The 24916-nt window shown below is 61.6% G+C and carries 18 protein-coding genes; 10 read left to right on the forward strand and 8 right to left on the reverse strand.

The window, feature by feature from the left end:
* Positions 1-200 precede the first annotated feature (200 nt).
* The 5 genes from aceA (at position 201) to CKO25_RS06280 (ending at position 9372) form a co-directional block, all read left to right on the forward strand.
* Complete coding sequence (gene aceA / locus CKO25_RS06260; RefSeq protein ID WP_200387102.1) at positions 201-1505, forward strand: isocitrate lyase; 1305 nt, start codon at positions 201-203, stop codon at positions 1503-1505.
* 439 nt (positions 1506-1944) lie between these two features.
* Complete coding sequence (locus tag CKO25_RS06265; protein ID WP_200387057.1) at positions 1945-5319, forward strand: sensor domain-containing protein; 3375 nt, start codon at positions 1945-1947, stop codon at positions 5317-5319.
* A gap of 167 nt (positions 5320-5486) precedes the next feature.
* Positions 5487-5990, forward strand: a complete 504-nt coding sequence (gene rraA / locus CKO25_RS06270; protein ID WP_200387058.1) for a ribonuclease E activity regulator RraA — start codon at positions 5487-5489, stop codon at positions 5988-5990.
* Between the two features lie 192 nt (positions 5991-6182).
* On the forward strand, positions 6183-7985 hold the full coding sequence (aceK, locus tag CKO25_RS06275; protein ID WP_242467449.1) for a bifunctional isocitrate dehydrogenase kinase/phosphatase: 1803 nt from the start codon (positions 6183-6185) through the stop codon (positions 7983-7985).
* Positions 7986-8313: 328 nt separating this feature from the next.
* Complete coding sequence (locus tag CKO25_RS06280) at positions 8314-9372, forward strand: thioredoxin fold domain-containing protein (RefSeq protein WP_200387059.1); 1059 nt, start codon at positions 8314-8316, stop codon at positions 9370-9372.
* 291 nt (positions 9373-9663) lie between these two features.
* On the opposite strand, the gene CKO25_RS06285 is transcribed toward CKO25_RS06280, so the two are convergent.
* The 5 genes from CKO25_RS06285 to lexA form a co-directional block, all read right to left on the reverse strand.
* Positions 9664-10575: a peptidylprolyl isomerase gene (locus tag CKO25_RS06285; RefSeq protein WP_200387060.1), complete on the reverse strand. Its 912-nt coding sequence runs from the start codon at positions 10573-10575 to the stop codon at positions 9664-9666.
* A 432-nt stretch (positions 10576-11007) separates the two neighbouring features.
* The gene (locus tag CKO25_RS06290) at positions 11008-12591 is read right to left on the reverse strand and encodes an FIST signal transduction protein (RefSeq protein WP_200387061.1); all 1584 of its coding nucleotides are present in this window, start codon (positions 12589-12591) and stop codon (positions 11008-11010) included.
* 382 nt (positions 12592-12973) lie between these two features.
* Positions 12974-13738, reverse strand: coding sequence for a lytic transglycosylase domain-containing protein (locus CKO25_RS06295; RefSeq protein WP_338115075.1), 765 nt, complete (start codon positions 13736-13738; stop codon positions 12974-12976).
* A gap of 70 nt (positions 13739-13808) precedes the next feature.
* Entirely contained in the window at positions 13809-14957 is a 1149-nt protein-coding gene (locus tag CKO25_RS06300; protein ID WP_200387063.1) for a hypothetical protein, read from the reverse strand.
* A 239-nt stretch (positions 14958-15196) separates the two neighbouring features.
* Positions 15197-15871, reverse strand: a complete 675-nt coding sequence (lexA, locus tag CKO25_RS06305) for a transcriptional repressor LexA (protein ID WP_200387064.1) — start codon at positions 15869-15871, stop codon at positions 15197-15199.
* Between the two features lie 185 nt (positions 15872-16056).
* Here lexA and nth point away from each other — a divergent pair, with 185 nt between their 5' ends.
* The 4 genes from nth (at position 16057) to sthA (ending at position 19502) form a co-directional block, all read left to right on the forward strand.
* A complete protein-coding gene (nth, locus tag CKO25_RS06310) occupies positions 16057-16698 on the forward strand; it encodes an endonuclease III (protein WP_200387103.1) in 642 nt (213 codons plus the stop codon).
* Positions 16699-16791: 93 nt separating this feature from the next.
* Complete coding sequence (locus CKO25_RS06315) at positions 16792-17241, forward strand: DUF1841 family protein (protein ID WP_200387065.1); 450 nt, start codon at positions 16792-16794, stop codon at positions 17239-17241.
* Positions 17242-17535: 294 nt separating this feature from the next.
* Positions 17536-17967 (forward strand): host attachment protein, encoded by a 432-nt coding sequence (locus CKO25_RS06320; protein WP_200387066.1) that lies wholly within the window; start codon positions 17536-17538, stop codon positions 17965-17967.
* Between the two features lie 137 nt (positions 17968-18104).
* Entirely contained in the window at positions 18105-19502 is a 1398-nt protein-coding gene (gene sthA / locus CKO25_RS06325; protein WP_200387067.1) for a Si-specific NAD(P)(+) transhydrogenase, read from the forward strand.
* 13 nt (positions 19503-19515) lie between these two features.
* Here sthA and gshA read toward each other — a convergent pair whose 3' ends face one another.
* Positions 19516-21108, reverse strand: coding sequence for a glutamate--cysteine ligase (gene gshA, locus CKO25_RS06330; RefSeq protein ID WP_200387068.1), 1593 nt, complete (start codon positions 21106-21108; stop codon positions 19516-19518).
* 291 nt (positions 21109-21399) lie between these two features.
* Here gshA and CKO25_RS06335 point away from each other — a divergent pair, with 291 nt between their 5' ends.
* Positions 21400-21924, forward strand: coding sequence for a DsrE family protein (locus tag CKO25_RS06335; protein WP_242467450.1), 525 nt, complete (start codon positions 21400-21402; stop codon positions 21922-21924).
* Positions 21925-22144: 220 nt separating this feature from the next.
* Here CKO25_RS06335 and CKO25_RS06340 read toward each other — a convergent pair whose 3' ends face one another.
* Positions 22145-24244, reverse strand: a complete 2100-nt coding sequence (locus tag CKO25_RS06340) for a carboxy terminal-processing peptidase (RefSeq protein ID WP_200387069.1) — start codon at positions 24242-24244, stop codon at positions 22145-22147.
* A 165-nt stretch (positions 24245-24409) separates the two neighbouring features.
* Positions 24410-24913: a peptide deformylase gene (gene def, locus CKO25_RS06345; protein WP_200387070.1), complete on the reverse strand. Its 504-nt coding sequence runs from the start codon at positions 24911-24913 to the stop codon at positions 24410-24412.
* Positions 24914-24916: the final 3 nt, after the last annotated feature.

Here is a 24916-nt window from a genome sequence, read left to right on the forward strand (position 1 = left end):
AAATTAGGATAATTGGTTCGCCAAATGATCGACTCGAAGGTAGTTTCACGATCTAAGACCGAGTTGAACGGTCAAACATCCGCGAGTGTCTTGTCGTCACCACTGTACGACGCGGTGTCCTGATGCCGCGCACCACCGAGCGGAACGGTCATTCACAATCGAATCGGAGCATCACCATGAGCACCCCCTCCACCCGCCCCATGTCACGGCTTGAGCAAATCGCGGCACTCAAACAGGATTGGGCCGAGAACCCCCGCTGGACCGACGTCTCGCGCGGCTACTCGGCCGAGGATGTGGTGCGTCTGCGTGGCTCCCTGCAGCCCGAGCATACCCTGGCGCGGCGGGGCGCCGAAAAACTCTGGGCACTTGTCCGTGGCGACGCGAAGAAAGGCTATGTCAACTGCATGGGCGCCTTGACGGGCGGTCAAGCGATGCAACAGGCCAAGGCCGGCATCGAGGCGATCTATCTCTCGGGATGGCAAGTCGCCGCTGATGGCAACACCTCGGAGACCATGTATCCCGATCAGTCGCTCTATGCCTACGATTCGGTCCCGACGATGGTGCGGCGCATCAACAACGCCTTCAAGCGCGCGGATGAAATTCAGTGGTCGAAAGGCATCGAAGCGGGCGATGCGGGCTACATCGACTATTTCCTCCCCATTGTGGCCGATGCTGAGGCCGGCTTCGGTGGCGTGCTCAATGCCTTTGAACTCATGAAGAACATGATCGCCGCAGGGGCATCCGGTGTCCACTTCGAGGATCAGCTGGCCGCGGTGAAGAAATGCGGACACATGGGGGGTAAGGTCCTGGTCCCGACCCGCGAGGCCGTACAGAAACTCATTGCGGCGCGTTTGGCAGCCGATGTCATGGGTGTTCCAACCCTCCTGCTGGCGCGCACCGATGCCGAAGCCGCCAACCTCCTGACTTCGGACGTCGATGATCACGATCGCCCCTTCGTCACCGGCGCCCGCACCGACGAGGGCTTCTACGTGGTGCGCAACGGTCTCGAACAGGCCATCAGCCGCGGGCTTGCCTATGCGCCCTACGCGGATCTGGTGTGGTGTGAAACCGGGACGCCGGATCTCGGGTTCGCGCGTGAATTCGCCCAGGCCGTCCTCGGTGAGAACCCCAACAAGCTGCTCGCCTACAACTGCTCTCCTTCCTTCAATTGGAAGAAGAACCTCGATGATGCCACCATTGCCAAGTTCCAGGACGAACTTGCCAGCATGGGTTACAAATACCAATTCATCACCCTCGCCGGCATTCACAGTATGTGGTACAACATGTTCGATCTGGCGTATGACTATGCCCGCGGCGAAGGGATGCGTCATTATGTCGAAAAGGTCCAGGCTCCCGAATTCGCCGCGCGCGAAAAGGGCTACACCTTCGTGTCGCATCAGCAAGAGGTCGGCGCGGGCTATTTTGACGACATCACGACGACCATCCAGGGTGGCGCCTCGTCCGTCACCGCCTTGAGTGGCTCAACCGAGGAAGCGCAGTTCTAAGCGCCTCGTCCAGAGCCGGCTCGCCGGCTCTGGACACACTTCGAATTACCCGCGACCCCCATTTGTCCGCACCCAGTATCGGTGGCTCGATCAGGCTCGGTGGCTCCCGCCGCGAGTGTGTCCGACCCTCATGCCGAACCACCTCGAAACGCTCGCACCCAGGCGCCCCCTCACGGCGCGATACCGATGGGAGTGCCGGTACGCCCCTGCGCAGGCACAACCCTTGATCCGGGCGGCTCGATCGCCAGCGCCCATCCTGCGCGGCGTCACTTTTCCCATGCTTCTTGAGCGTGTTAGAGTGATGGTTGAGAGTTCTGCCCCCTTCTTGCCCCCAGGCTGCAAGGAATAGAGTTCACCATTGCGCAACCGCTCCAGGATGATTCTCACGCAGGCGCAACGGTCGACAACCGGATGGGTCGCACTCACCGTCGCGTTGACGATGAGTGTCTTGATCGTCCACCAGGCAGCCATTGACATCCCCTCTAGGACGCGCGCGCAGCAGGAAATGATCGCGAGCGCCTTGCTCGAGCGCCTCGCCGCCGCCATCCCACTGGAACTCGATGAGGCCGATACGCATTGGGTCGAGCGACTCCTCGCCCTGGAACGTCTCGACCTTCAGGTGCTTGAGCTTGACCTGATCGCGGACGCACCAGGAGAGCCGGTAGGAACCTTCACGTCGACCCAGGTTGGCTGGTTCGACGGGGACAGCGCCACGCGGTCGAACCTGCTTGACGCGGCACGCACAGCGGCGATGCAACCACAGTTCGCCACCCTGACCGAGCCGCGCCGCCTCCTCGCCATCATGGCGCTCGGCGATCCTCCAGCAACACCGAGCCCCAGCAACGCTGCGCCGCCGCCCCTCCCGGTCGTCTCGTTGGTGATGGAGCTCGCGGCCATCGAAGCGGCACAACGCCGACAGTTGCTCGCCTGGACGAATCCATTGATCTGGCTCTTCGCGGCCGCTCTCGTGCTCTCCATCACCCTGATAACAAACGCATCCCCCCATCAGGCGGGCACCAGCACCCAGGGGGGTCGCACGCTCCTGAATCGCGCGACCGAGACGCCGCTCCATGGGGTTCGAGCAACGGATGCCTTCAGTCAACGCCTCGCGGATCTCGAGCACATTCTTGATATCGCCGCGGTCGTGCTGGTCGGGATCGACGCGCGGGGGCACGTTCGACTCGTCAACCGCAAGGCGTGCTTGGTGTTAGGCCTGGCGCGCGATCAGATCATCGGTCGTGACTGGGTCGACACCTTCATCCCGGAGCGGGAGCGTCCTCGGACCCGGCACATCCTAGCCAACCTGATCGACGTGGAGCAGGCCGACCACGCAGAACTCATCTCCGGGATCGAGGGTGCGCTCCTCTGCGCGGACGGATCAGAGCGTCTGATCGAGTGGAACAACAGCCGGATCTTGGATCCGGCGGGTCACATTATCGGCGCCCTGGGTTCAGGCACCGACATCACCGAACGCAAGCAGGCTGAGCGGGCCCTGTCCTATCTGGTGACCCTCGAGACGGTCCTGGTCGAGACCTCGCGCTCCTTGGTCGCGGCCCCGGCCGACGCCGTCGGGCCAGTGGTCGAAAATGCATTGGGCGCGGTCGCCCGCCGCATGCATGCCGATCGGGCCTACGTCTTCGTGCTGAGCCGCGATGGCCTGAGTATGCGCAACACCCACGAGTGGAGCGCGAGCGGCTTGGGCTTGATGAATGAGTCGAGTGCCCCGCGCGTGCCCACCTCGCTCATCCCGCGCTGGATGGAAACCCTCCAGTACGGTGATGACATTCGCATCGACGACGTGGCGCGACTACCCGAAACCTGGCGCGTGGATCGGGAGCAACTCGAGCAGCTCGAAGTGCGCGCGGTGGCGGCCGTTGCCTTGCGTGTTGCCGGGCGGCTCGGCGGATTCGTTGCCATCGAAATGGTCAGCGAACCGCGTGTTTGGCGCGATTCGGAGATGCGGGCGCTCGGTTTTCTTGGTGATCTGATCGGGGGGGCCTTCGAGCGACGACGCAATGAACTGAAACTGATCGAGAGTCGGCGCAAACTTGAAGAAATCGCCCTCTACGACCCCTTGACCAGACTCCCAAACCGGCGGCTGCTCGCCGAGCGCATGGACGAGGCGGTTGCGCAAGCACGTGAGCGTGGCGATCTGCTCGGCGTCTGTTACCTGGATCTCGATGGCTTCAAACCCATTAACGACACCCTGGGACACAAAATGGGCGATCGGGTTCTGATGACGGTCGCCAGCCGCCTCCGCGCCTGCGTCGGCGAACAGGATACGGTTGCGCGTCTTGGGGGCGACGAATTCGTGTTGCTCATGACCCACCTGGAGTCCCTCTCGGATTGCGCGGCCGGGCTCGAGCGGGTGCTCGCGTCCCTCGCCCAACCCATTCTCATCGACGGCGAGACACTCGGGGTCACGGGCAGTCTTGGCGCCACGCTGTTCCCGCAAGACGCAGGGGATGCCGACACCCTGCTGCGACATGCCGACCACGCCATGTATCAGGCGAAGCAACAGGGCCGCAACCGCTATCAGTTCTTCAAGTCACTCGACGATCCGTCCGATCAGGCACAGAAGGCCGAGTTGTCGCGCATTCGCACCGCGATCGAGGGGCATGAACTGCGCCTGCACGTCCAACCCCGGGTGGACATGCGTTCCGGCCAAATCGTGGGCGTGGAAGCCCTGGTGCGTTGGGAGCATCCAGAACGCGGGCTCCTGCCGGCACGGGAATTCGTACCGCTCATGAAGGGCGACGAGCTCCTGAAAGACCTCGATTGGTGGGTCATGGAGCATGCGCTCGAGCTCCTGGAAGCGTGGCAGCAGGATCACCCTGGATTATCGATGAGCCTGAATCTATCCGGCTGCACGCTTGATGATCCCGCCTTCATCACCCGCCTGCAGGACGTGCTCGCCCGGCACCCTACGATTGCCCCGGCGCGCCTGCAACTCGAGATCGTTGAATCCGAGGCCCTGCACGATGTCGAGACAACGGCCTCGGTCATCCGCGCCTGTGCGGTCCTCGATGTGCGTTTCGCGCTGGATGGCTTTGGCAATGGCTATGCGTCACTCACTGATTTTCGCTGCCTCCCGGCACAGATCGTCAAGATCGACCAAGTCGTGGTCCGCGATATCCTGCGGTCACGCGACGACCGCTGTCTCGTCGAGGGCGTCATCGGGATTGCGCATGCCTTCGAGCGCGAGGTCGTGGCCGAGGGTGTCGAATCGGCCATGCATGGACTGCTGTTGATGGACCTCGGATGCCGGCTCGCGCAAGGCTATGGCATCGCCGAACCCATGCCGCCCGAGCAACTCCGAGCCTGGATGACCACCTATGCCGTGCCATACCTATGGAACGAGCGCCCGAAGGTGGATTGGACGGTGGAGGATCTCACGCTCTTGAGCCTGGAGGCACTGGTCCGCGGCTGGGTCAAACGGCTCATTCGCAGTGCGTCCTCGGACCCGGCCGCGAGGCCGCTCGAACCGCGCGCCGAAGCCAGCGAATTCAGCGCCTGGCTTGCGGGTGAAGGGAAGACCCGTTATAGCGACCGGCCGAACTTCATCCCACTCGAAACCTCGCATCAGCGACTCTGCGAACAGGCCTCACTCCTGCTCGAGGCAAGCCGTTTCGAACGCAGCGCCGCGGTACATCGCATCCCGGCATTGTTCCAGCAACGCGATGCCCTGATCCAGGCGATTCAAGCCCTGCAACAGGACATCCTGGAAGACAGGGATCGCCACTCGGGACGCATTGTGCGGTCGCAGCATTCCGCTATACTCGAAGCTCGGAATCGCAGTGCAACGCAGGCATGAGCGCGGCACATTCCGAGGTTGGCCCTCTGCCCGCGGTGATTCTGAGCCGCCTCGAGGAGCCGTGCTGAGCCGGCGTCGTCGAGAACCGACTCGCTCATCCGGCCCGCTCCATCGGGTCCCCTCATCGGGCTGGGTCGAACATCGCGATACAGACGACCGAGGACCCCATGAAGCCACTTGAGCCCAATTTCAAAACCGCCGATCTCGTCGATCAATACGAAGAGAGCGTGCGCGTCTGTGATCCACTTTTTCGCGACTTCGGAGGGCACACCCGCTTCCATGGACGCGTGGTCACCCTGAAGTGCTTCGAAGATAATTCGCTGGTCAAAGCGACACTCGCCGAGCCCGGGCACGGCCGCGTGTTGGTCGTCGACGCCGGCGGATCCTTGCGCTGTGCCATGCTGGGCGACCTCATCGCGGGCAGCGCGGTCGAACAGGGTTGGGCGGGGGTCATCCTCCATGGCTGCATTCGCGACAGCCGCGAGATCGCGGCTATGCCGCTCGGGGTCAAGGCCCTCGCCACGCATCCACGCAAGAGCCTCAAGCGCGGCGAGGGACAACGGGATGTTCCGATCACCTTCGCCGGCGTGCGCTTTGTGCCGGGTGACCTCGTCTACTGTGACGAGGATGGCATCCTGGTCAGTGAAGAGGCCTTGTGTCCTGATCACTGAACAGCCTGCCGGTCAGCGCCAGGATTCCGGGTCCGGGCCGAGCCCTCCGCTCGTTCGCCGGTCACCGCGCAGCATCTCTGCGATGCATCCTCCGCCCCACTAGCGGAGATCCTGCCCCGCCGGCGCGCCAGCCAACGTCCCAGGGCGACTTGGAGACGGTAATTCGACAGCTAAATGCCTTGAGGTGATCGCATGGCCTGGACCGAAGCAAAACAAATCGCCGAGGCGATTCTTGATGGATTCGGTCGTCACTATCGGTTGTTCCGCGAGATCACGGGTGGGGCGCGCACGCGTTTCGAGTCAGCGCAGTGGGCGCAGGTGCAGGCCGCGGCACGCGAACGCATCACCTTTTACGATGACCGGATTGGTGAAACCGTCGCGCTCCTGCGCCGCGAGTTCCACCTGCGCGACCCCAATGACGTCCTGTGGCGCCGGATCAAGATCGAGTATCTGCGCCTGCTCCCCCTGCACCATCAGCCAGAACTCGCGGAAACCTTCTATAATTCCGTCTTTTGTCGGCTGTTCGATCGCCGTTACTACAATAACAGCTACATCTTCGTCTGGCCGATGATCTCGACTGAGCATCTGGAGGCCGAAATCCCCATTTTCCGGCCGTACTATCCAGCACGCGACGGTTTCGCGCATGTCATCGCCCGCATGCTCAGCGACATGGGGTTCCAGCGCCCCTTCCGCCACCGTCGCCATGACATCCGCTGTTTGATGCGTGCGATCCGGGATCGCTTTCCACGGCGACGCACACTGCACCAAAATTTTCAGCTCGCCGTCCTGTCCGAGCCGTTCTACCGCAATAAGGCGGCCTATATCATCGGCAAGGCGATCAATGGCGCGGATCAAATTCCCTTCGCGATCCCGATCCTCAACGACGAGGGCCATGACCACTCGCCCGGCGGTCTCTATGTCGACACCCTGTTGTCGGGCGGGGACGAGATATCCGACGTCTTCAGTTTTTCGCGGGCCTATTTCATGGTCGACACCGAAGTGCCAGCGGCGGTGATCGACTTTTTACGCCCCTTACTCCCGCACAAGGGCAAAGCTGAACTCTACACTGCCATCGGTCTGCAGAAATTCGGCAAGGCGGAATTCTATCGTGACTTCCTCAAACATCTTCGCTACTCCGCCGATGACTTCGTGATCGCACCCGGTATCCGCGGCATGGTGATGTGCGTCTTCACACTGCCGTCCTTCCCGTTCGTCTTCAAGGTGATCAAGGACCGTTTTCCACCACCGAAGGAGATGACGCGCGAAACCGTCAAGGAGAAGTACCAACTCGTCAAGCTGCACGATCGTGTTGGACGCATGGCGGATTCCTGGGAATATTCCCACGTCGCCTTTCCGCGTCATCGATTTTCGCCAACACTCATCGAGATGTTGGAGAACGATTGCGCAAGTAGCCTTGAGTCGGACGGTGATCAGCTCATCATCAAACATCTTTATATCGAGCGACGCATGTCGCCGCTGAACCTTTACCTTCACACCGCGGATGATGACGACATTCGTCATGCGATCAGCGAGTATGGCAACGCCATTAAACAACTGGCCGCGGCCAATATCTTTCCAGGCGATTTTCTGTTCAAGAATTTCGGGGTGACGCGCCAGGGTCGCGTGGTCTTCTACGACTATGATGAACTCTGCTATCTGACCGAGTGCAACTTCCGCGAGATCCCAGAGGCGCCTTATCCCGAAATGGAGATGGCCGAGGAGGTCTGGTACAGCGTCGGTCCGAACGACGTCTTCCCGGAAGAATTCGAGACCTTTCTCTTGACCGACCCTCGGATTCGTCGGGTCTTTCGTGAGCTGCACAGTGACTTGCTCGATCCAGGCTGGTGGCGAGCGCGCCAGGATCACATCCGTGCCGGCCACCTCGAGGATGTGTTTCCCTACGCCATCGACAGACGGTTTGACTGTGCTCCAGAGCAGGAACGCACGCTGGAGCCTCCTACTTCACACGAATTCAGGATCACCGATGGGTCGTGACCCCTGATTCGCCATCTAAGTCGCACGCCGACTGCCACGCGTGCCGCCTCACCGCGGCATCGCCACCGGGGCGTCAGGCTCGCCCCATCGGCGCGTCGAGAATATTCCTGACGATGGATTGTCTGATGCAAGATGCGGACAGCACTCAGGTCGCGTGCGTCCTGAACGTCACCTCGCAATGTACACGCGACGCCAGACCCGCTCAGGTCGCCTCCGCTCACCGCCTTTGCAGCGGACAGGAGCAGGATCCAAGACCATACAAAGATGACGGGCAACCCCCACGCCGCCCGCGCAGTCTCCTTGAGAACACCACTGAACAGGAGCAACCATGAAGATATTCTCGACGCGGATCGCCCAGATGTGCTGGCCACTGCTCCTGGCCAGTTCACTGGTCACAGCCGCCACCGATGGGCCAGCCGACCTCGGTCCCGCACTCGTCAATCCCGGATATCAGGAACAGCCAGACTGGTTCAAGAACTCCTTCCTGGATATCCGCGAGGACATCGCCGACGCAACGGCCGAGGATCGGCGCCTCATGCTTTATTTCTATCAAGACGGTTGCCCTTACTGCGTCAAGCTGTTGCAGGACAACTTCGGTCAGCCGTCGATCGCCGATTACACGCGTGAACAGTTCGACGTGGTCGCCATCAATCTGTGGGGCGATCGTGAGGTCACCGGCTTCTCGGGCGAATCCACCACGGAGAAAGACTTTGGTGCCGCCCTAAAGGTTCAGTTCACGCCGACCATTCTGATGCTCGACGAGGCGGGACAGGTGGTACTGCGGATCAATGGCTATTTCCCACCTCATCGGTTCCAAGCGGCCCTACGGTATGTTGCCGAGCGGCGTGAACAGGTCGGCGAATCCTTTGCGGAATTCGTCGCGGATCTCCCCACGGCCGAGGCAACCGGCTCGATGCACGAGGTCGGCGGCTTCCTGTCCAGTCCACCACGGCTCGCGGAGAACCGCGATCATTCCATGCGTCCCCTGGTCGTGATGTTTGAACAACCGATCTGCCGAGACTGCGATGAATTGCATCTCGACATCCTGCGCCGCGAGCCGGTCGCCTACTCACTGAGCGCATTCGACGGTGTGGTGTTAGACACCTATTCATCCGAGCGGATCCAAACCGTCGACGGCCGCGAGATTCCGATTCAAGACTGGGCGAAGGAACTCGGGATCACCTACACCCCGACCCTGGTCTTCTTCGATCCTGCCGGTCGCGAGGTGTTTCGCACCGAAGGCTACTTCAAGGCCTTCCACATCCATGGTGCCTTGGATTATGTTGCAACCGGCGCCTACCAATGGGAGCCAAGCTTTCAGCGCTACCTCGCCACACGTCGCGAGCGACTCGCCGAATTGGGCGTTGCGGCCAATCTCATGGACTGAGCGCGGCGCACATTTTGGATCAGGACGTCAGCCCCTTCGACCGCAGCGCGCGTCATGTCAGACCACCTGGACTGAATCAGGGGCGCCCGAGGCGACAGCACCGACGGCGGCGTACACCAGGCGTCCGGTTCAGACAGCCAGATCGGAGGTACGAACAGTCCATTCAGCCGGATTCGGGGGGACCTCGAGAGTCACCGCGGAGGGGCGAGAAAAGGCTGAGAATCGACCGAACCATTGGAGATGATCGACCCGAGGGAGACTGATGCGGGCCGGCCACCAAGCGCTTTCGCTTCAGTGCCCGGTGGTGGTCAGGCTCGCCAGCCAACGTTGAACGTGCTCGCATCGCCGTTGCTCGATGAGCCGGTTGCGAATCGCCGCACGAACCTCGCTAAAAGCTCGGAGGCACGCGGGATACACACGCTCACAGTACAGCAGGTGCGTCCCGCGGGCGGTGATGACGGGCTGGCTCACCACGCCCTCTCGCAAGGAGAACAAGACGAGGTCGAGTTCAGGGGGCAACCGGCCGCGGTCCACCACGCCGAGCAAACCACCAGCGACAGCGGTCGCACGATCATCTGAATAACGGCGTGCGAGATCGTCGAATTGCTGCGATTCGATACGACCCGCCTCGCCCAAGGCAGCGGCCAGTTCCGCAAGCCAAGTCGAGGACTTCTCGGCCCCAGCTGGTGAGCTCTCGAGCACCCTGGATGTCACCAGCAGGTGGCGCGCCAACCTCCGCTCGGGATCAGAGTAACGCTCGGGATGTGCCTGGTATTCGGCCCACTCATCGGCCGCCTCGACGGGCGCATGATCGGCTGCGACGCGTTCCAACACCACGTCGTAGACCAGTTGACGTCGCAGGCCAGAGGCCAGGGCGTCGATCGTCAGACCATCACGGCCCAGGGCCGTCATGAAGGCGTCTCGGTCAGGGTAGCAGGCATTGAGATCGGCGATGGCCAGCGAGACATGGCGCGGCAGGATCACCACGCCGAGCGCAGCGGGTGAGGCGAGAACCTGATTCTCAAGATCGATGTTCAGTTCAGCCTGGCGTGCCGCCTCCGAAAGCTGACGTCCGCTCAGCTCCTCGAGATGGCAACCGAACCGCGCGGTGACCACCCGATGCATGTGATAGGAAAAGAGATCGTCATCTGCTTCCTGTGAGTGATCGCTGCTTGGGGTCGAGAGATTGAGTTCGAGTGCCATATCGTTGTCGATTCGATTGCACACGTTTGAAAGAGAAGGCGGTTCGACTCACCGTCTGGTCGACACCCAGCGCCTGGTTCTCTTGCTCTTTCATCCGTGCGTCTCCATCCGCTCCAGGATTAACCCGGGCAATCTTACCGCCCGCAAGGCAACGACGAGGCCATCGCGCAAAAATCTTTCACATCGGGTAATCAATCAATAATACAATCAATCAATAAATATTTTTAATATGATAGAATTTTTTTCTGCGCGAACTCTGATTCTGGGCAGGGTTCTGAGGACACCTGTAAGCAGAGACTCGTGCCGCATGCGCGTCACAAGCCCTGAGACGATTGGCAGCCGCCGGTGATGCGATGTGCTGGAATCCACTCGGCTCATCACGAACCGAATCCGCTTGGGCAGGACGGGAATGACGCGACAGTCCGACCCGGGCTACTCCTGATCCATCCCCGGTGAGAGCAGGCGGGCCAATTGGGCGATCGTCAGTGGGAAGGGAGCGTCATGGCGTCGCCGATGCTGTTCATCGATCAACCGGGCAAGACCGGATTTGTTGAGTCGGAGTGCATCACCCTTGATCGCCACGCGTCTGACGTCATTGAAGCGTGAGTCCAGGATCTCGCAGAGCAAATCGAGCGCGAGGGCACGATAACGCAATCGTTGCTCGGTGCGGCCATGCATGGTCAAGCGCGCCACGGATTCAGATTCCGAGAGCTTCAGGCGCAGTTGCTCCAGCTCGTCCTGCGCGGCCTTCAGCGACTCGGCCAGGGCTTGATTGCGCAGCTTGAGATTGGCGGTTGAGATCGCCGAAGCGGCATCGGCGGCAAGCCCAGTCGGACGCGGGACCTCACCCAACAGCAGTGTCACCAGGGTACAGCTATAGTAGAAGGGATCCCCCGCGGGTCCCCGCGGGGCGATCTCGCCGTAGGTTTGAAAACCCACGATCGGCATCTGGGTCACGAGACCTTCGGTCGCCGCGCGATATTCATCGGCCGGATCCTTCTCCAGCACGAGTGCGCGATTCACACAAGAAAACCACAGCACCCCCGCGGCGGGAGTCAGCTCCGCGTCGTTGGCGAGCGTCTGTAGCAGATTGCGGCGCGCCGCCCGGACGATGGCAGGAGGATCTGGCTCGGTCAATTGAATCTGACACAAGCTGGGCAGGCTCTGGGCGCACTCAAGCATACCCGTTGCGGTGTCGAAACGGATCACATCACACAGCAAATGGTCGTCACTCGCGCGATCTGGATAGATCGCGAAGGGATGGACGTAGGACCAGTCGCGACCTTCTACCGGGTAGCGCGTCGTCAGGTAATCGAACACCGGCTCCCCTTCGATCGTGCGGATGAAACGCCCCTCGCACACCGCGTCCAGCCGCTCGCTGACCGGATCCCAGCCCGCGCTCAAACCCTGCGTGACCGACCAACTGAACCGGAGTGGACCGAAAAAGAGGAGATAGGGAACCGCGTGCTCGAGGATCTCGGTCTCGAAGAACTGCAGGGTCCGCTGATTCTGCAGGTTTTCGGCAGTCGAGCCGCCAAACAATGGCGTCTTCGGCAAGACATTGGCAATGTTTCGAACCACGGATGTCCCGTCCACGCCCAGACCGTCTGGCAGCAGCAGGCCGAGGGCAGGCTGTTCGGACGGTGCTCGCAGATGCCCCAATTGTCGCTCGATGGAATCGGCTTGGGCGAGTTCGTCGTCACCCCTCAGATTGCGTAGCACGCCAGTGCGGATCTCGATCGTATCGCTCGCGAACAGGATCAACAATGACGAACCCAGGCGATACCCGAGTGCGCGCGAGACCTCGCCATACGAGCTTCCCCCCACGATCGAACAGTCGGGCCATTGCCGCTTCAACTCCCGCAGCAGGGTGGCATGGTCCAAACCAAAGGTGGAGAAGAGCAGCGCGGCATGAGGTGTTTCACCATGCAACTGGGCGGTCGTCTGCGCGACGAGCGCAGTGGCGCAGATCTCCATGTCTGCGGCAGTGCTATGTCCAACGGCGATGACGAACATGTTGAATCGACCTGCTTTCCTTGCGGTGACCCGGTCGCTACGGCTGGCCGGGGCGGAAACCCGCATGACCCAAGCTGATGTGACGGAGGCGGCGCCGATGGTAACGCGGCGAACGTCGCGACACGTGGCTGTCCCCAATTCAAGATGACTGATCTCGCCGCAAAGGTCAACAAAGCGCGGACTCTGGTTTGGACCCCGGAAGCCTGAGCGGACCGCTAGCGCTCGGTTTCATCAGCGATGCGCGGCGGCGCGCACTCGGTGGCGCGAGCCAGATCACACTCAGCCTGTACGAACCCTCCAGTACACGCGCTCAAGACATCGGGAACCCGCTGAATGGCCTTGTTGGTTCATGGCACTGCCCTCAGCCTGGGATGCCCTAGACTCAGGGCCAACGCTGTGACCCAAGTTCGAACATCGGCCTGCTTTCTGGACCAGCATCATGGAGCGCCGGATTCAAGCGATGCAGATCCAGCGATGGTTTGACCTTCAAGGAGAGCAGCGAGGGATCGAGGTAGCGTTTCATCAAGCGCCGGGCATCCCCAAGATTGCGTGTCCCGCGCAGCGCATGCACCTGATTCAGCGCGGCCTGCGTGGGCTGCGTCCCTCCATTGCGGCGATAGAAATTGATCACCGCCTCGGTGTAATTCAGGGTCTCCCGATAGGTCACTTGACTGTTGGTCCGATCGACAACCCCCTCCCCGGCATTGTAGGCCATGATGACCCGGCCATAGTCATTGTCGTATTTGCGCAAGAGCCGTTTCAGATGACGGGTGCCAGTGTCCAGATTGATCTTAGGATCAAATAGATCGTCGACCGACACCACGCCATAATCGGCAGCCGTGGGCGGCATCAACTGCATGAGACCGATCGCACCGGCACGGGAAATGGCGTGCGCGTCATAATTCGATTCCGCGGCGACGACCGCCTGGACAAGCGCCACTTCAACCCCGTGACGCTGCGCGACCGCTGGGATCATGGCCTTGACTTCGGCGCGACTGGGGCGCGGCCGCTGTGGCGGGACCGCGAAGGTGGTTCGTGTGGCCGCCGCGGTGGTGGCTTGAGGCGCTGAGGCCGTGGCCGCATCCGCGGGCTCTGCGTTGGCCTTAGGCACGGTCCCCGGCAGGCTCGCCCAGCTGACGAGCGGCACGCACAGTACCAGGGCAGCAAGCCCGCGTCTGACGTGCGCGGAGCATGCGCATGATCTTGGCTTCATCCGTTCACCTCGCTGTGTCGACGGGCAGGAGCGGGGGCGCATCCGGGCCGCCTTGCCCGGCCCCTCGGTCCATGGATGCGGAGCCGAGCCAGGGCGAGAGGAGATCCGCCACCTCAGCGGCTCCGGTTGGCGCTTGGGCGGGCGGTTGCGTCGCACCCAAGACGTCCGCGATCGCGTCGCTCAGGCGACCAGCCAGGAGCGCATCCAAAGCGATTTCGCGGGCAGGCATGCGTGCGGTCAGCCAGGTCACCAAGGCGGGTTCCTCTGGCCAATCGCCGCGTTTCACATAGAGAACCGAGGTGCGATTCACCGCCGCCTCGGCGAAGGTTCCGTAGCCTGGTTTGCAGATCATCAGGTCGCACGATCCAATGACCTGAGGCACGATCAAGCCCAGCGCGCTCAGGCTGGTTGCATCGCGGCGTCTGCGTGCGGGACGCTCCTGGACCAAATAATGCACCTCATCCTGTTCAGGCCAGTCGCGTAGCGGATCGAAACCCGCAAAGCCACCGAATTGCACCAGGACCAAGGGGCGCTCGTTCGGAATCCCGCGGCGCGCACGAAGCGCCGCGCGAAGGTCCGGGTAACGGCGCGCGATCGGACCCACGTCCCGGGCGTTCGGCAACCACTCCATCGGCATCGAAGGCGCCGGACGAATGAAGAGGTCGGCCCCCGCGTAGACGGTTCGCATGCGTTCCATCACGGTCGCCGGCACCTGATCCGCAACCGGCCCCAAGCGCAAAATATCAAACCAATTCAGAGAGCACAAAGCCACGGCCGGGATGCCCAACCGATGCGCGGCATCAAGCGGCAACCAAGGGACATCCGCCAACACCAAATCGGGGGCCGCGGCGCGCAAGAGACTAATCTCACGCTCAAGATGCTGGTCGTAATCGGCTTCGAATGCGGCATAGTGCTTCACACTGTCCGCCCAGCACGTGCGCAGGGGGCCGTCCATGAGCAGACCGACGTCGGTTGCCTCCGGCAGATGCTGAAACGGCGCGGGCAAAATGCGACGGGCCAGATCGGGATCGATGTCGCTCTGCAACGTGAGCCGCAACCTGGGCCAACGTCGAATGAGTTCATCGATCACCGGAGCCACCTGCGCCAGATGGCCAAAACCGTGAGCGGTCACGGCGAGCAGGAGATGCGGCATGGACAGGGTCCGGATTCTGTTTCGAGTCCGTACGCTGCGTGCGGACTCGCCAACCGACCTGACATGACGATGGAGCAAGGGGTATCCGTCAGTCTGTGGTGGGTCGATCTCTGGGGGGCTTTAGACGTCCCATGGACGAATGGTGCCCATGATCAAGGATCACTTATGACACTGATAACCAATTCCGAGACACTATAGCATCATCCCGCGTTTCTTTGATGAACCCACTCCGGCTGATCTCAAGACGTGGGATGGGCTTGCGCCGCGGTTGCCAGAGGCTGTGGATCACCCCACCCGACCCGGAGCACCCCGACACCCAAGCCTTCGATCACGAGCTCTTGCGCGTTCAGATCCACGAGGATCGGAGCAAAATCCGGATTCTCGGCACGCAATTCCACCAGGTGCGCTGCCGCATCCGGTCGATACAACCGCTTCACGGTGACCTCGTCGTCTAAGCGCGCCACGACGATCTGGCCACTCTGCGCCTGGGAGGTGGCATGGACGGCCAGGAGATCCCCGTGCAGGATGCCGACATCGCGCATGCTGTCGCCGCGCACGCGCAGCAGATAGTCCGCGCGGGGTCGGAAGAGGTTCGGATCGATCCCACAGTCGTCCTCGACATGGTGCGCGGACAGGATCGGACGCCCGGCGGCAACCCGCCCGATGATCGGGAGCCGGCACTCGCCCTGGCACGGATTGGACCCGATCAGGCGAATGCCGCGCGAGCGGCCCGGCGTGAGTTCGATCACGCCACGACGCGCCAAGGCCCGCAAGTGGTCTTCTGCCGCGTTAGCGGAACGAAAGCCCAATTTCGCAGCGATCTCTGCGCGTGTTGGGGGCACGCCGGTCTCCTGAATATGAACCTTGATCAGCTCCAGGATCTGACCTTGACGTTGTGTCAATTCGCCACGCATCGTGGTTGTTATCTCTCTGCCACCGTCAAAGCTGATAGTTTATCCAGCAACCGGATCATTTCAATCGCATTTCAGTATGCCGGTGCCGCGATCCTTCAGGCATGCCGTTCCCGTGCAGGATCTGGGATGCGATGATCCGCCGCAACCAGGCGGTCACGGCGCCGAGCAAACCTCATTGTGGTGTCATGAATCAGAACAAGCGCATTCAGATCTTCGAGCGATGGAGCGCAGCCAACCCGGCGCCGACGACCGAATTGATCCACGGCTCACCGTTCGAGTTGCTCATCGCCGTCATCCTCTCGGCGCAAGCCACCGACAAATCCGTCAACAAGGCAACCCAGCCGCTCTTCGCGCGCGCCAATACAGCCTCGGCGATCCTCGCACTCGGCGAGGACGAACTCAGGACACACATCCGCAACATCGGGCTGTTCAATAGCAAGGCGAAGAACATCATCAAGACCTGCGCCATCCTCGTCGCCGAGCATGAGGGGCAGGTTCCACGGGACCGTCAGGCTCTGGAGTCACTCCCGGGCGTCGGGCGCAAGACCGCCAATGTCGTTCTGAACACCGCTTTCGGAGAACTCACCATGGCGGTCGACACTCACATCTTCCGGGTCTCTAACCGGACGGGCATCGCACCGGGCAAGACACCACTCGCCGTCGAGCGAGCATTGCTCCGCCACATTCCAAAGCGCTTTCTCAAGAACGCCCATCACTGGTTGATCCTGCATGGACGCTATACCTGTCTCGCGCGCAAGCCGCGCTGTCCCGAGTGTCTGATCGCCGATCTCTGCGACTATCGCGACAAGACAGCAGCGGCGGTTTAACCCACTATGCTCTGACCCAATTGTGTTTTTGTGCGGGCTCGCCGTACGGCCGCCCCACGTCATCGAGATCCATCACGCCTGAAGGACGCCGACATGTTCCCCTCCGATCGTCAAGGCCATCGCAGGATCTTCATCCAGGCTTGGCAAAAGGCTCAAGCCGGCGTACCACTTGAGCCGCTGGAGGATCAGATTGTGCTTCTCCTGCGCCAACATCCTGAATATCACGTCCACCTCGATGCGACCGAGACGCTGCTCGATCAGGACTTCCCACCTGAGCTAGGCCGGCCCAACCCCTTCCTTCACCTGGGCCTGCACCTTGCGATTCTCGAGCAACTCAGCATCGATCAGCCCACGGGCATTCGGCGACTCTATCAAGGGCTCATGCAAGCGACCGGTGGTGATGCCCATGCTAGCGAACACCAGATGATGGACTGTCTTGCCGAGGCCCTCTGGAGGTCGCAACGCAATCAGGCCCCCTTCGATGTGACGGGCTATCTCGATTGCATCAGACGGGCCGCGCAACCGGCTCGCTCACACCCATGACTTCCGCTCCGGGCCTGTTAAACTGAAGTTGACGGGTGCGCTGAACCAGCCGTCCAACCGAGGCCCCGGCTGACACTCGCATCCTCTTATGACCTTCGCTAGGGTCGCAGGAATCGCCAACGGCGGATCCTGACGCCAGCATCCGTCGCAGCCGACGCCTCACCGGGGCGGCCCTGTGATCCAGGGGTTGCCGGCAATGCACGCGATGATCGCCAGCCCGCGCGAGAGGTCCGGTCCCGGTCGAGCACGACCGGGCTCAGAACGTCAGGCTCAAAACAGGAGTACCGCGACATCATGTCAACCTGGATATTGGCCGCTGACAACAGCCGCGCGCGCATCTTCACTGCCACCAAGGCCACAGACCCACTGTATGAGATCCATACCCTTGCATTCCCCGAGGGCCGCCTGCACGAGGGCGACCTGACAACCGACAAGGGTGGACGCGGACATGACAGCATTCGGGGCGCGCACGGAATCGACACGGAAGGGGCACATCGGCAGGAGAATGCGGAGCGCTTCGCGAGTCTTATCTGCGATACCCTGGAGACCGGCCGCAACAAGGGAGCGTTCCAAAAACTCTACGTGATCGCGGCCCCGGCGTTTCTCGGTCTCCTTCGCAAGCATCAATCCCCGCCTCTCAAGCAACTGGTTGCAGGCGAGATCGACAAGAATCTGACCACGCAACCGCCCGCGTCCATTCGCCAGAGCTTGCCAGACTTTCTTTGACCCAACGCCTTCCCCGAGCCGCCTCGGGTGAGTGAGTGCGTCTGCACGCGGCGACACGGAAGTCGCCGTTCAGTATCCCGGAGGAAGGCCCCACCCCTCCCGTAACCGCCCTTGACACCTCAGCGGAGACCGCCCCCATGACCAGCAGGACCTACGACACCATCGTGATTGGCTCTGGCCCCGCAGGTGAGGGGGCCGCCATGAAGCTGGCCAAGGCAGGGCAGCGTGTTGCCGTGGTTGAGGTCCATGACGCCGTCGGCGGTGGATGCACCCATTGGGGCACCATCCCCAGCAAGGCATTGCGTCATTCGATCCAGATGCTGGCGGATTATCGTCGCAACCCTCTCTTCCAGCACACACAGCATCAAATCGAGGCGGCCTTTCCCGACCTCTTGCGTGCCGCTGACACGATCATCAACGAGCAGGTAAGGACACGTTACCGCTACTATCAACGCAATCGCGTCGAAGTGGTGTTCGGGCGCGCGCGCTTCTTGGATCCCCAGCGCATCGAGGTGCAGCGCCCGGGAGGCATCGCCGAACAACTGCAAGCGCGGCACTTCGTCATCGCGACAGGATCTCGTCCCTACCAACCGGATGACGTCGACTTCAGCCATCCCTGCGTCTATGACAGCGATTCGATCCTCGCACTCCAGTACACGCCACGATCCATGACCATCTACGGCGCTGGGGTCATCGGCTGCGAATACGCCTCGATCATGGCCGCACTCGACGTGAAGGTGAACCTGGTCAACACCCGCGACAGACTCCTGTCCTTCCTCGATGACGAGATCACGGACGCACTCGGCTACCACTTGCGTCAGCAAGGCGTGGTGATTCGGCACAACGAGACCTATTCGTACGTCGAGACACGTGACGACGGGATCGTGCTGCATTGCGCGTCGGGCAAAAAATTCAAGACCGACATCCTGCTGTGGGCCAATGGCCGCACCGGCAACACCCATGAACTCGCGCTCGACGCCATTGGTTTGACCGCCAACACGCGGGGCCAAATCGAGGTGAATAAGAGTTATCAGACAACGCACCCGCACATCTACGCGGTAGGTGACGTTGCGGGACCACCGGCGTTGGCCAGCGCCAGCTACGACCAGGGGCGTTTCGTTGGTGCCCACATCGCCGATGGGTCATGCGATTGGACCCTAATCGAGGAATTTCCGACGGGGATCTACACGGTTCCCGAGATCAGCTCCATCGGCCGCAGTGAACGGGAGCTCACCGCGCTGCAGATTCCCTACGAGGTCGCTCAGGCTGACTTCAAAAGCATCGCCCGCGCCCAGATCACCGGTCACACGGTCGGAATGCTCAAGCTGCTCTTCCATCGCGAGACGTTAGAGATCCTCGGGATCCACTGCTTCGGCGAGCAAGCCGCCGAGATCATTCACATCGGCCAGGCCATCATGTCGCAGCCAGGCGCGGGGAACAACCTGCGCTATTTCACGGAGACGACCTTCAACTACCCGACCATGGCCGAGGCCTATCGGGTTGCCGCGCTCAACGGTCTGAATCGGCTCTTCTAAATCACGACGTCCATCACCCGAGCGAGGGCTCGTCCATGGCGCGCCCCTGCGCCATGTAATCGGCCAGAAAACGGTCAAAATCGCGGTCATCCGCGGCCTCGATCGCCGCCTGCCGCGCCAGCGAATCGACCGCCAGGTGGTCGAGCAGGGCTTCGCGTTGTGGATCGATTCGATGCTGCTCGAAGGTGTGCCGATGCGCGATGGCGTGCCGCAAGGCAAAGCGAAAAAAGCTCTCCCCCGATGCGCGCATCTGGGCAAGAATCTGGGCAGACGGCGTCGCCTCGGGTTCCAGGACCTTGTCCCGTTGCCGCGCGACACTCTCGCCATAGGGGCCAGAAGAGGCCCCATCGAGCAGTTCCGCACACCCCACCATGTCGTCGAGAATCTCATGCGCCCAGGCTCGTAACGGAACCTGGGCGCGGGAACGCCAGAGACTCAGCCCGGGTGCGCGTCCATGGTGTGCCGTCAGCACCTGATTCTCGTCGATCTCGCGCCGCTCGCGTGCGGCGATGCGAGGACTGTCGAGGAGGAAACAATGGAGCATCAAGATCTCGAAAAAGCGAATCTGCTCGGCAGTCACGCCCACGGGTGAAAAGATATTGATGTCCGGTGAGCGCAATTCGACATAGCGGATCCCGCGCCGGCGCAGCGCCATGGTTGGGCGCTCCATCCAGCCGGTGATCTGTTTTGGGCGCACCGTGCTGTAATACTCGTTCTCGATCTGCAGCACGTTCGCATTGAGCTGCTCATAGCGCTCGCCCACCTTGATGCCGATTTTTTCATACTGTGGACAAGGAGTCTCGATCGCCCAGGTCAGGCTCCGAATATAGGAATCGAGGCTATCGTAGCTCGCCTTCATTCCCGTACCCTGCTCTTGCTGATTCTGGTAACCGATATCGCCCATCCGCAAGGAGGTGGCAAAAGGATAATAGAGCGTGTGCGGATCGAAGACCTCCAGATCGGTCTCCTGACCCTCGACGAAGCTCGCGCAGACCGCGGGCGAGGCGCCAAAGAGATAGGGCACGAGCCACCCAATACGCTGCAGATTGCGAATCATGCCCATCTGCGCATCAGAGCGAAAGACGACATCCGCTTCTTTCACGCCTTGAAGCGCGCCATAGAGCTCGAAGAAGCCGTCGGTGAAGGAGAAGTTGAAGTGCAGCCCGGCAATGACCTGCATGGTGCGTCCGTAACGATTCGCCAGCCCGCGCCGGTAGACGGTCTTCATGGTGGCCGCATTCGAACTCCCATACGAGGCCAGCGGAATGCCCGCGCCGCCATCGATCACGCAGGGCATGCTGGTCGGCCAGATCAGTTCTTCGCCAAGGTGCCGATAGGCGTAGGCATGCAGATCCGCCATCAAGGCAAGGGCTTCATCCACCAACGCTGTTGGGGGGGTAATGAACTCCAGTAACGCCTCGGAAAAATCCGTGGTCAAATGCGGATGTGTCAGCGCCGAGCCGAGCGCACGCGGATGCGCCGTGGTCGCCAGTCGTCCCGATGGCGACGCCCTGAGCCCTTCCTTTTCCAATCCGATGAGATTACCTTGGAGCTGCTCAGTCGCGCCCTCACAGCTCAGGCGAGCAATGCGCGCTGCGAGATCCATCCGGGGTCGATTCAAAGTGTGTTCCTGCGATCGGCTGTTCGTCACTGGGGCGCATGCATCCACTACCGCAACGGCGCATGAATGAGGTTCAAACGAGCTGGTTCAACCGACCAAGATACCGATCACAGGCTCACGCGTCGAGTCGCGCGTACCCGGAACACCAGAAAACGAGGATCTGGAGTGCTGCCATGAGGTGCTCCACGCACGATCCCTTGCAGTCTCCTCCTCACCGCCCGGGCGCGCCTCTGGACACCGGCGCCTCACCACAACCACGACCGAGAGGATCACAACATGTCTCGCCCCACCACTCCGTCCGTCTCCAGCATCCTGTCCAGCGTCCTGCTTGGCGTTTGTCTGCTCAGTCTCCCGCTGGGATTGACTGCCGCTGAAAAACCCGATGATCACCGGGCCTTGGAGGGTGTGACATCCGGCAAGGTTGCCTGGGACATCAATATGGGCAATGCCCGATCACTCAGTCTCTATTTAAAGGTCATCGATGAAACCTACGAGGACCTGAAGCGTCAAGGGGTCGAGCCAGACATGGTCTTCACCTTCCGTGGCCCGTCCTTGCCTTTGATCTCGACCGAGCACGAGGATGTGCCCCTCGACGAGGAGGAACACATCGAGGCGATCGCATCCCAGATTAAGGATCTGCTCGCCAAGCCCGGGGTGCGCATGGAGGCCTGCTCGATTGCCGCTCGCCTGTTTGGGGTGGAACGCGCAACCCTATTGCCCGGGATCGATTTCGTCGGCAACACCTTCGTCTCCCAGATCGGCTATCAGAACCAAGGCTACGCCAGCATCCCCATTTTCTGAGCCATGGCGTGCCGGGTGGACGGCCCGGCACGTACCGAACATCGTTCCATTGCGTGCAAGGATGGCTAGACCGCTCGGGCGGTGGCCACGAGCGGAGCTTCTCTTGTCGCGCGATGCCTGACTGAGATCGCGGTCTGTTGTTCAGCAGAACCTCTGGCCTGGGGGCGAGACGCTACTGCACGCCCAACCAGCCCGATCAGCGGGCGTCTGGTCTCGTGCGTCAGTCCCGCATGACGGCGCGCGGACGATCAGTGCGATCGAGCAGGATGCTATCGGCGAGGATGCGCGCGGCCTCGTCGACCTGAATGCGCGCGATCACCTCACGCTGCGCGTCGAGCTTGTCTTCGTCGATCTGTTCCGCGTCTTCATCAATCGGCTCCATGCCGCGTGTGCGCAGAAAACTCTCCTGCTGCTGCTTAAAGACGCTGCCACGACGCTCATCCTCCGCGCGACGCACATCCTCCCGCAGCGAGACCTGAGACTGGGCTTCCACATCGCGCATCAGCTTATTGCGTTCGATCAGCATCGCGAAACCGGGGTCACGCGACACCCGATCCGCTGATTTCAAGGCCAGCAGCTCGACACTGATGGAGCCGACCTTCTTGTAGTCCGCCGCGCGGATCCGCGTCCAGGGTAAGGCGTTGTCGAGGGCGCGCTCGCCATGATCAGTGACGAACTCCGCTGTCGGGAAGCGAATATCCGGCTCGACCCCACGGAGCTGGGTGCTGCCTCCACTGATGCGGAAGAATTCCGCCATCGTCAACCGTAAACGACCGAGGTTATTCTGCTCACCCGGTACATATCGGTTCAGGTCGATGAGGGTTTGAACCGTCCCCTTGCCAAAGGTCGGCTCACCGATCACGAGTCCTCTCCCATAATCTTGAATCGCACCGGCAAAGATCTCCGAAGCCGAGGCACTGTCACGATCGACCAAGACCGCGAGCGGGCCTCGATAGGCCAAGCCGGGTTCGGGGTCACGCTCGACCTCGACCTTACCGGTGGAGTCCTTAACCTGGACCACCGGGCCGGTATCGATGAAGAGCCCGGTCAATGAGGTCGCTTCGGTGAGCGATCCCCCCCCGTTCCCCCGCAGATCGATCAGAATGCCGTCGACGCCCTGCATCACCAGTGCATCGATCAACCGCCGAACGTCTCGGGTGGTGCTGCGAAAATTCCGGTCCCCAGAACCCTCGGCCTGGAAATCGCGATAAAAGGCGGGGATCTCGACGACCCCGATGCGCAGACCAGGCGCATTGCCGAGGTCATCGATCACAAAGCTTTTCGCTGCCTGATCCTCGAGCTTGATCTCATTGCGCACCAGCGACACCTCGCGGACGCGCCCGGTCATCGCGGCGGATTTCGGGAGCAGTTGCAGACGCACGACCGAGCCCTTGGGCCCACGGATCTTGTCGACCACATCCTGTAGACGCCAGCCCACCACATCCTCGATTGGCCCCTCAAGACCCTGCGCGACACCGACGATGCGATCTCCCGTCTGGACCTGTCCCGACTCGCGCGCCGGCCCACCGGGAACGGTACTTTGGATCACCGTGTAGTCGTTATCCGCCCGCAGCACGGCGCCGATCCCCTCCAGCGACAGCTTCATGCTGATGTCGAAATTCTCCGACGTACTCGGCGACATGTAGCTGGTATGCGGCTCGAGAGTCTGGGTGAAGGCGTTCATGAAGGTCTGGAACACATCATCCCCGTCGAATTGTTGGGTTCGGCGGGCTAGGCCCTCGTAGCGCTTGCGCAAGCGATCGCGGATCTCCTCATCGGGTTTGCCTGCCATGCGCAGACTCAGAAAATCATTCTTCACGCGCTGACGCCAACGCTCATCGAGTTCCGCGCCGTCCTTCGCCCACGGCGTTTGTTCCGCATCGAGCACAAAGGTCTCGTCGATCCCGAAGTCGAAATCCTGTGCGAGGAGTCGTTTCGCATGCTCAACCCGCTCATCGACGCGCATGCGATAAACCCGGAAGACATCGAAGGCCAGACCCAATTCACCACGCCGCAGCCCCTGCTCGAGTCGTCTTGCGCCGCTCTGGAAGCGGTCGATATCACGAGCAAGGAAGAATGACCGCGCGGGGTCGAGTGCCTTCAGGTAGTTCGTGAGCACCGATTGGGCAAAGGCGTTGTCGAGTGTGATTTTGCGATAATGAAAGCGCTCAAGAACACGGTTAATGACGACCGCGGACTTTTCCTGCGAGGGGCTCGGAAAAAGTTCCGAGAGTGGGATCTGGCGCGGCGCGGCGCCGGCCAGCGTCGCAACACAGAGTGCAATGAATCCGATAACGAAGCGTTTGGTGCGCAGTCTCATGGTCGATTCTCGTCTTTCGATCTCTGTGCACAGAGACAACATTGGTCACGCGCGGTTCGGCAGCGATGGGGCCCGGGTCCTCGTCTCCGCGGCATCAGCCAGTAGCATCGCGCTTGCGACGTTCAAGCGTCGCGCATCGTCACCACTGAGACATGGGGGCTGCGGTCACGTTTGATACACCTTTCGCCGGTACAGGTCAGTGCGGCGGCTGACCACCCGATCGACGAACAAGAGACCGTCGAGGTGATCGAGTTCATGCTGCACGGCACGCGCCTCGAAGCCCTCCATCTCGAAAGCGAGCTCCTGGCCCTCGAGATCCTGCGCCTTGAGCTGGATGTGCGTGGCACGGATCACATTCCCGGTATAGTCGGGAACGGAGAGACACCCCTCACGCCCGATGGCGAAGCCGTCCCAATGTACGATCTCGGGGTTGATCAGGATCAGATGGCCATGGTTCGGCGTCTTGCGCCGACCGGAGACATCGACGATCACGATGCGCTGGAAGCATCCCACTTGTGGCGCGGCGATCCCCACCGCGGCCGGTCCAGCACGACGCGTCTCCTCGAGGTCCGCCACGAAGTCGCGCAAGGCGGCATCGAAGATCTCCACTGGACGCGAACTCTGGCCAAGACGCGGATCGGGCAACGTCAGGATCTCGAGGATCGCCATGGT

The organism is Thiocapsa imhoffii, assembly GCF_016583985.1.
In the GTDB taxonomy this organism is placed as follows: domain Bacteria; phylum Pseudomonadota; class Gammaproteobacteria; order Chromatiales; family Chromatiaceae; genus Thiocapsa; species Thiocapsa imhoffii.